Genomic DNA, 8,396 nt, shown 5'->3' with positions numbered 1-8,396 from the left:
GGAGGAGACCGGCAGGAATTCGGTGACCCCTTCGACGATGCCGAGAACGGCTGCCTGGCCGATGCCGATGGTGCTCAATGGGTCCGTCCCTGAGGTTGGTTCGATGTACTGGACGTGAAGAAGCCGGCCGCACGGGCCGATACCGGGGGTACGGCCTGCCCGGCCGGTCGACTCTAGAGGATGAGCGGGGAGGCGGGTGCCCGGGCCATCGGCGGTGGCCCCGCCGGAAGCGGCCGTCCGCTCCGGGTGAGCCGCGTCTCACCAGGGCGCCGGGACTTGTCTATGCAACGAGTTGCATAGAAGGATCGGGGCATGGCGCTCGACCACGCGATCCTCGTGTCCCTACTGGAGATGCCCGGCTCAGGCTACGAACTCGCCCGGCGGTTCGACCGGTCCATCGGCTACTTCTGGACCGCCACGCACCAGCAGATCTACCGCGTCCTGGGGCGTATGGAGCGCGACGGCCTGCTCACCGTCCGCGCGGTGCCGCAGCAGGGCCGGCCGGACAAGAAGGAGTACGCCGTCACCGCCCCCGGCCGCGCGGCCCTCGCCCGGTGGCTGCACGAGCCGATCGAACCGGAGAGCCTGCGCCACGACCTCGCCGTGAAGATCCGGGGCGCGGCTTTCGACGACCCGGCCGCACTGATCCGCGAGGTCGAGCGGCACCACCAGGTGCACAGCGACCGGCTCGCGCACTATCTCGCCGGGGAACTGCGTGACTTCACCGGCCCAGGGGCCCCCGCGCCGCTCGACGCCGGGCAGGAACTCCAGCACGTCGTGCTGCGCGGCGGCATCGCGTACGAGCGGATGACGATCGCCTGGCTGGACGACGTCCTCGCCACGCTCCACCGCGTCGGCGTGGCACCGCCGTCCGCCTGAACCGGTCGGCTCACGCACTGCCGGCGCCTTCCCCCTCGTCCCTTCTCCTCCTCCGAAAGGCGGGCCTCCATGGCCGACTCCCTGCTGTTCAACCCGCGCACCTACGACCCGGCGCACTTCGACCCCGAGACCCGCAGGCTGCTGCGCGCCACCGTCGACTGGTTCGAGGCGCGCGGCAAGCGCAAGCTGATCGAGGACTACCGCTCCCGCGCCTGGCTGGGGGAGTTCCTCGACTTCGCCGCCAAGGAGGGCCTGTTCGCCACCTTCCTCACCCCGGCCGCCGCCGGACAGGAGGACCAGCGCTGGGACACCGCCCGGATCGCCGCCCTCAACGAGATCCTCGGCTTCTACGGCCTCGACTACTGGTACGCGTGGCAGGTGACCATCCTCGGTCTCGGCCCGGTGTGGCAGAGCGACAACGCCGCCGCCCGCAGCCGCGCGGCCGAACTCCTCTCGCAGGGCGAGGTCTTCGCCTTCGGACTGTCCGAGCGGACCCACGGCGCGGACATCTACTCCACCGACATGCTGCTGGAGCCCGACGGCGACGGCGGCTTCCTGGCGAGCGGCTCCAAGTACTACATCGGCAACGGCAACGCCGCCGGGCTCGTCTCGGTCTTCGGCCGGCGCACCGACATCGAGGGCCCGGACGGCTACGTCTTCTTCGCGGCCGACAGCCGGCACCCGGCGTACCACCTGGTGCAGAACGTGGTCGACTCCTCGAAGTACGTCAGCGAGTTCCGCCTGGCCGACTACCCGGTGTCCCCGGACGACGTCCTGCACACCGGCCGCGCCGCGTTCGACGCGGCCCTCAACACCGTCAACGTCGGCAAGTTCAACCTCTGCACCGCCTCGATCGGCATCTGCGAACACGCGATGTACGAGGCCGTCACCCACGCGCAGAACCGCGTCCTCTACGGTCGCCCCGTCACCGCCTTCCCACACGTGCGCCGTGAACTGGCCGACGCCTACGTCCGCCTCGTCGGCATGAAGCTGTTCAGCGACCGCGCCGTCGACTACTTCCGTTCGGCCGGTCCCGAGGACCGCCGCTACCTGCTCTTCAACCCGATGACGAAGATGAAGGTGACCACGGAGGGCGAGAAGGTCATCGACCTGATGTGGGACGTCATCGCCGCCAAGGGCTTCGAGAAGGACACCTACTTCGCCGAGGCGGCCGTCGAGATCCGCAGCCTGCCCAAGCTCGAAGGCACGGTCCACGTCAACCTCGCGCTGATCCTCAAGTTCATGCGCAACCACCTGCTGGAGCCGGTCGATTACCCCGCGGTGCCGACCCGCCTCGACGCGGCGGACGACGATTTCCTCTTCCGGCAGGGCCCGGCCCGTGGTCTGGGTTCCGTCCGTTTCCACGACTGGCGCGCCGCCTACGACGCCTACGCCGAGGTACCGAACGTCGCCCGCTTCCGGGAGCAGGCCGACGCACTGTGCGAGTTCGTGGCCACCACGGCACCCGACGACGAGCAGAGCCGCGACCTCGACTTCCTGCTCTCCGTCGGCCAGTTGTTCGCGCTGGTGGTGCACGGTCACCTGATCCTGGAACAGGCCCGGCTGACCGAGCTGGACGAGTCCGTGCTCGACGAGCTGTTCTCGGTGCTGGTGCGCGACTTCTCCGGCCACGCCGTCGAACTGCACGGCAAGGACTCCGCCACCGCGGCGCAGCAGGCCTGGGCGATGGGAGCCGTCCGCCGCCCGGTCGTGGACGAGGCCCGCGCGGCGCGCGTCTGGGCGCGGGTGGAAGCCCTGTCCGGGGCGTACGAGATGACGCCGTAACGGCAGCGGGCGGCGGGCGCCCGCCCGCCGCACCGGGGACGCCGCCGCACCGCTGGGCATGCCAGTGGTGCGGCGGAGCTCACCCGAAGGTGGCGAGGACGGACCGGGGGTCGAAGGTGACCCGGATCCGGGTGATCTTGCCGTTCTCGACGTGGCTCCAGTTGGCGGTGGGGGTGGGCGCCGCGCCGGGCACGTGGAGGTCGAACCAGGTGATCACGTCGGTGTCGGAGGCCACGCGGGTGTGGACCTCGATCCGTTCCAGCAGCCGCCCCAGGTTCTTCAGGCCCTGGAGGCACTCCTCGACGCCCCGGGCGGTCCCGAGCGAGCCGACGAAGTCGACGTCGGGGGCGAGCAGGGTGCTCAGGGTGTCGAAGTCGCCCGCCTGCCAGGCGGTGAAGTACGTCTCGGAAATCTCGGCCGGGGTCATGGTCGTCGTCATGACTCCATGCTCTCCTCCCGTGATCCATCCGTCCAACAGATGGATGTGATGGCTCGTATCATTGCTGCTTATGGAGATGCACCAGTTGCGCTACTTCGCGGCCGTGGTCGAAGAGGGCTCGTTCACCGCCGCGGCGGTACGGCTGCACGTGAGCCAGTCCGGCATCAGTACGCAGGTGGGAAAGCTGGAGCGGGAGCTGGGCCAGCGGCTCCTGGACCGCTCGGGGCGCCGGACGCGGCTCACCCCGGCCGGGGAGGCGGTGCTGCCGCTGGCCCGGCAGGCCCTGGAGACGCTGGACGCCATCGCGCACACGGCAGCCGAGTTCGCCGAGGCCGTACGGGGGCGGGTCCGGCTCGGCATGATCAGGGGATGCTCGATGCCGGGCCTGCTCGATGTCGTGGCCGGGCTCGCCGCCACCCATCCGGGTATCGAACTCAGCCTGCACGAGGACGACTCGGAGGCGCTGCGGGCAAGGGTGCTGGCACGCTCCCTCGACCTGGCGCTGATCGCCTTCGCGGACGGCGCGGGAGGCGGCGCCGAGGACACCGACGGCCTGGACGTGGCCGCGTTCCTCGAAGAGCCGCTGACGGCGGTGGTGCCCGTCGGTCACCGGCTGGACCGCGCGTCCTTGTGCCTGGCGGACCTCCAGGCGGAGAACGTGCTGTGTCTGCCGCCGGGGACGGGCATCAGGGCCGCGTACGACCGGTCGTGCGAGCGGGCCGGCCTGCGGCCGCAGGTCGCGATCGAGGCCGGTTCCCCGCTGGCGCTGACGGGGCTGGCCCGGCGCGGGGCGGGCGTCGCCGTCCTGACCCGGTCCTCCGCTGCCGAGGAGGGGCTGCGTACCGTGCCCGTCCGCGACGCCGCGACCCGGGCCTGCCTCGGCCTGGCGATCCGCCCCGACCAGCGCGCCCCCGCGGCCCGCCTCGTCCTGACCGCGCTCCACGAGGCACTGACGCGGCCACAGGCCTGACGGCCGTCGGGCAGCGGGCCGGTGCCGGGGCCGGTGCCGGGGGCCGGAACGTTCCTGCGGTGAAAGTCGGCGCCCAGTCGGGTGAGCGCACCGCCCGACCCCGGGACCGGGGCGGCCGGCTCCGCTACAACCTGGCGGCGTGAACCCCCACCTCCTGCGGGCCGCGCCCGCCGCAGCCCTCGCGTTCGCCGCGTTCGTTCCCCAGGCCGCCGCCACACCGTCGGTGCCCGTCGCGGCCCGGCCCGATCCGATCGTCTTCGTACACGGCTGGAACAGCGACGGTTCCACCTGGAACACCATGGCCGACCGCTTCCGTGCCGATGGCTGGCCGGCCGGCCGCCTGGACCAGTGGAGCTACCCGGCCTCCCAGTCCAACGTCACGACCGCCCACCAGCTCGCCGCCGAGATCGACCGCGTCCTCGCTGCCACCGGCGCCGCCAAGGTGGACCTGGTCACGCATTCCATGGGCGCGCTCTCGTCCCGCTACTACCTCAAGAACCTCGGCGGGGACGGCAAGGTCGACGCGTGGGTCTCCCTCGCCGGCCCGAACCACGGCACCAGCGCCGCCTACCTGTGCGGCGGCGCGGCCTGCGCCGAGATGCGCCCCGGCTCGCCCTTCCTGGGCGGGCTCAACGCCGGTGACGAGACCCCCGGCTCGGCCCGCTACGCCACCTGGTGGTCGCAGTGCGACAGCCTCATCAGTCCCGACAGCAGCAGCGTCGCACTCAGCGGCGCGGTGAACACCGAGGCGGGATGCGTGCAGCACACGGCCTTCCCCGTCGACGCCCGGGTCTACACGCAGGTCAGGGACCACCTCCGCTGAGGGCGGCAGCCGCTGGCCGGTGATGTTCCGCCGAACGGGTGGGATCCGCGGGCCCGGGCGGAGACGAATGTGCCGCCCCCGGGGCTGCGGAGGGCGGTCCGGGGCAGGCTCGCCCTGTAAGCGAGCCGGAAAACGCGACGTCGACAAGGGAGACCCACCGTGGCCATCGCATGGGACGAGTTCCTGGCCCAGGTCCAAGAACGCGGCCAATACCCGACCGCACGGGAAGCCGAGCGATCCACCCGCGCGGTGCTGGCCACCTTGGGCGGCCACCTCGCGGACACCCAGCGGAAGGAGCTCGCCGCCCAGCTTCCCGACCCCTGCGCGCCGCCGCTTCTCGACGCGGTCCCGGCGACCGCGCCGCTCGGGCCGCCGCAGTTCGCGGAGGCGGTCGCGCTCCTCATCGAGGGCGCGACCCCTGATACCGCCCACTGGGACAGCAGCGCGGTCCTCAGCACCGTGGCCGACGTCGTCGACGCGGAGGTACTGCGGCGCACGCTCGCCCAACTGCCGGCCGGTTACGCGCTGCTGTTCGGCCGCACGGAACCGGTCTGACGCAGGCCGACCGCCGACTACGGCGCGGGGGCCACGGCCTCCGCGCCGGGGCCGGCGACGGCGGTCTCGGCCACCGGCTCCGCCGCTGCCGCCGGTGCGGGCTGGAGGGCGGTGTACATCACCGATCCCTGCCGGTGCTCCTTCTCGATCTGCCCCTTCTTGACCAGGCCTTCCAGGGTGTTGCGGATGACCTGGCCGGAGGCCGTCCGGCCGGGGTGCGCCTGCGTCAGTTCGGCGGTGACCTCGCTCACCATGCGGGGTTCCGCGGCCTTGGACAGGAGCGCGTGGACGAGTTCGCGCAGCGGGGGCTCCTCCGTCCTGACCGGCTTCTTGGCCTCGACGCTCTGCTTCGCCTTGGCGGCGGCGGGCTTTCGGGCGGCGGCTTTGGGCTCGGCCTTGGCCTCGGCGGCCGGCACGGCCGCCGAGGAGGACTTCTTCGGCGGGGTCGTCTTCCGCGTCCGCGTCGCCCCGCCCGTGCTCTTCTTCGCCTGCCGGGGACGGGGAACGGCTCCGGTCGTCGCCGTGTCCGCGGAGGCGGGAGCGGGGGGCGCGGGCTCCCCGGCGGGGGGCAGTACGCCCTGCACACCGCAGAGCCAGCTCTCGTCCGACTTCAGTTGCTTCAGGCGTACTTCGAGTTCCTCGATCTGCGCGGTGAGGTCCGCCTGTTCCTTGCGGTTGGTTTCGAGATCGGCGGCGAACCGCTGCGCGTACAGGTTGTGGATGGGCGTGGTGACAGGCTCGTTGGCCATGTGCGGCTCACTTTCCTCTTGCCTCACGGTGGTGCTGTCGGATGCTACCCAGGCGCAAGCCCTTCTTTACCCGAAAGCCGGACGGCAGTTGACGCGACGGCCGCCCGGGGGGAGGACGGAGCGGAGCGGGCAACCGAGTCCGGCGGGTGGTCCGGGGTACGGGCGGGCGAGGTGTACGGCTGGTACGCCACGACGGCGGTACGGGAGCGCGCCAAGGACCAGCGCGTGCGGCGGGGGTGCGGGAGGCACGGCCGACCGTGCGTGGGCACTGCCGATACGGCCCGACGGCGCGGGGTCGGCGGAGGGCGCCGCCGCCGGTGAGTCGCCGCCATGGACGACTTCGTCGTGGGCCGGGCCGCCGTGAACGTGGCGCGGCCCCGGGCGCCTGCGCGGCCCGGCGGCCGGTGGGTCTCCGCACCTGACCGTCCACGTTGCCCGGGCTCATGCCGGGGACCGTCGACGGTACCCACGATCGAGACGGGCGCGTCGGCGCGCAGCGCCGCGTACCACGTCGGGTCGGCGTGCGCGGCTTCCTCGCCCACGACGGCGGAGCCGGGCAGCCGGCGGGGCTGCGCGCACTTCGCCGGCGCCGTCGGCCCGGAACCGCGGGCCGGTTCGGCGCTGAACCGGACGTGCCCCGCCCGCTCGGCGGGTGCGCGGTCCCGGGCCGCTCCCGAGTGCGGCTCCCGCAGCGGGACCGGCCGGCAGCCCCCGAGAACGGGCGCTTGCCGTCCCGGCGCTGCCGCGGCGCGTCAGCGCATCACGCGCGGGAGACGGAGGCTGAGCAGTACCGTCAGCGCGATCAGGCCCAGCTGGACCAGCAGGGTCGTCGTGAGGGCGTCGCGCATCCCGGTCGACGGGGTGAGCGCGAGGAAGAGGCTGCCCAGGGTCGCGACGCCCAGGGCCAGCGCCGACTGCTGCGTGGTGACCATGACGCCGCCACCCACCCCGGCCCGGTCGGCCGGTACGTCCGAGAGCATCAGCCGCATCAGCACCGGCAGTTGGAGCCCCTGGCCGAGCCCCGCCACGGCGACGCCCGGCGCGAGCCCGAGGAGCCCGAGCTCCGGCCAGTCACGCAGGACCGCCAGCACCAGCAGGCCGATGCCGAGGGCCTGGAGCACGCCGCCCACGGTCACGACCCGGCTGCCGTACCGGCCGACCAGCCGGGGTCCGGCGAGCGAGGCCGCGAAGAAGGCGACCGCCATCGGCACCAGCGCGAGCCCCGCCGAGACCGGCCCCATGCGCAGCCCCTGCTGGAGCGTCACGGCGATCACGAACATGAATCCGCTGAAGCCGATCGAGAACGGCACCATCATCAACAGCCCGCGCCGCAGCGATTCCAGCCGCAGCAGGCTGGGCGGGACCAGCGGGGTCCGGCCCAGCCGGTCGGCCCGGCGCTCGGTCACGTAGAACGCCGCGGCCGCCAGCGGGAAGACGCACAGCGAGACCCACGTCCACAGGGGCCAGCCGGCCGCCCGGCCCTCGGTCAGCGGCAGCAGCAGGGACACGAGCGACAGGGCCAGCAGCAGCGTGCCCGGTACGTCGACCGAGGCGGGGCGCTGCGAACGGGTCTCCGGAACGGCACGGACGGCGAGTACCAGCCCCACCAGTACGACCGGGACGTTCACGAGGAAGACCGAGCGCCAGCCGGAGCCGGCCACGTCGGCGGCCACCAGGACACCGCCGAGGATCTGCCCCGCCACCATGGACAGGCCGGCGGTCGCACCGTAGAAGCTCATGGCGCGGGCCCGGCGCGGCCCCTGCGTGGTGGCCTGGATGGTGGCGAGCACCTGCGGCAGCATGAGCGCCGCCGAGGCCCCCTGGGCGACCCGCGCCGCGACCAGTGTCCAGGCGGTGGGCGCCAGGCCGCAGGCCAGCGAGGTGACGCCGAAGGCGGCCATGCCGGTCAGGAACAGCCTGCGGCGGCCGACCGTGTCACCGAGGCGCCCGCCGAGGACCAGCAGCACGGCGTACGTGACTCCGTAGCCGCCGACGATCAGTTCCAGCAGGGCGGGACCAGCGGCGAGGTCGCTGTCGATGGCCGGCAGGGCGACATTGACGATGAAGAAGTCGATCAGGGGGAGGGCCGCCCCCAGCAGCACGGTGAACAGCCCGAGGGTGCCCAGCACCGCTCCCGGGGCGGGGACCGGGCCCGCGGGGGCCGGCGGGGTCGGAAGGTCCGTGCGTACGGCCGTT

Annotated in this window: 8 protein-coding genes and 1 pseudogene; 5 read left to right on the top strand and 4 right to left on the bottom strand. The window is 72.9% G+C overall.

The window, feature by feature from the left end; translation table 11 throughout:
* Positions 1-312: 312 nt before the first annotated feature.
* Both ACZ4M3_RS23105 and ACZ4M3_RS23100 read left to right on the top strand, forming a co-directional pair.
* Complete coding sequence (locus ACZ4M3_RS23105; RefSeq protein ID WP_467735453.1) at positions 313-879, top strand: PadR family transcriptional regulator; 567 nt, start codon at positions 313-315, stop codon at positions 877-879.
* A gap of 69 nt (positions 880-948) precedes the next feature.
* Positions 949-2,664: an acyl-CoA dehydrogenase family protein gene (locus tag ACZ4M3_RS23100; RefSeq protein WP_467735451.1), complete on the top strand. Its 1,716-nt coding sequence runs from the start codon at positions 949-951 to the stop codon at positions 2,662-2,664.
* 79 nt (positions 2,665-2,743) lie between these two features.
* Here ACZ4M3_RS23100 and ACZ4M3_RS23095 read toward each other — a convergent pair whose 3' ends face one another.
* Complete coding sequence (locus ACZ4M3_RS23095; RefSeq protein ID WP_467735450.1) at positions 2,744-3,103, bottom strand: nuclear transport factor 2 family protein; 360 nt, start codon at positions 3,101-3,103, stop codon at positions 2,744-2,746.
* A 70-nt stretch (positions 3,104-3,173) separates the two neighbouring features.
* On the opposite strand from ACZ4M3_RS23095, the gene ACZ4M3_RS23090 reads away from it, so the two are divergent.
* The 3 genes from ACZ4M3_RS23090 (at position 3,174) to ACZ4M3_RS23080 (ending at position 5,451) form a co-directional block, all read left to right on the top strand.
* The gene (locus ACZ4M3_RS23090; protein ID WP_467735448.1) at positions 3,174-4,073 is read left to right on the top strand and encodes a LysR family transcriptional regulator; all 900 of its coding nucleotides are present in this window, start codon (positions 3,174-3,176) and stop codon (positions 4,071-4,073) included.
* A gap of 139 nt (positions 4,074-4,212) precedes the next feature.
* Positions 4,213-4,896, top strand: coding sequence for an esterase/lipase family protein (locus ACZ4M3_RS23085; RefSeq protein WP_467735446.1), 684 nt, complete (start codon positions 4,213-4,215; stop codon positions 4,894-4,896).
* A gap of 159 nt (positions 4,897-5,055) precedes the next feature.
* The gene (locus ACZ4M3_RS23080; RefSeq protein WP_467735444.1) at positions 5,056-5,451 is read left to right on the top strand and encodes a DUF2267 domain-containing protein; all 396 of its coding nucleotides are present in this window, start codon (positions 5,056-5,058) and stop codon (positions 5,449-5,451) included.
* A gap of 17 nt (positions 5,452-5,468) precedes the next feature.
* Here ACZ4M3_RS23080 and ACZ4M3_RS23075 read toward each other — a convergent pair whose 3' ends face one another.
* From ACZ4M3_RS23075 to ACZ4M3_RS23065, 3 genes and pseudogenes are all read right to left on the bottom strand, one after another.
* Positions 5,469-6,200: a hypothetical protein gene (locus tag ACZ4M3_RS23075; RefSeq protein WP_467735442.1), complete on the bottom strand. Its 732-nt coding sequence runs from the start codon at positions 6,198-6,200 to the stop codon at positions 5,469-5,471.
* Between the two features lie 434 nt (positions 6,201-6,634).
* Positions 6,635-6,766 (bottom strand): annotated as a pseudogene (locus ACZ4M3_RS23070) (inositol monophosphatase family protein); the annotation flags it as partial.
* Between the two features lie 186 nt (positions 6,767-6,952).
* A complete protein-coding gene (locus ACZ4M3_RS23065; RefSeq protein WP_467735496.1) occupies positions 6,953-8,329 on the bottom strand; it encodes an MFS transporter in 1,377 nt (458 codons plus the stop codon).
* Positions 8,330-8,396: the final 67 nt, after the last annotated feature.

The sequence above is a fragment of the Streptomyces sp. NPDC026522 genome (genome assembly GCF_055567555.1).
Note: the sequence above shows the minus strand (reverse complement) of the source record. Positions and strands in the feature narration are given on the sequence as shown.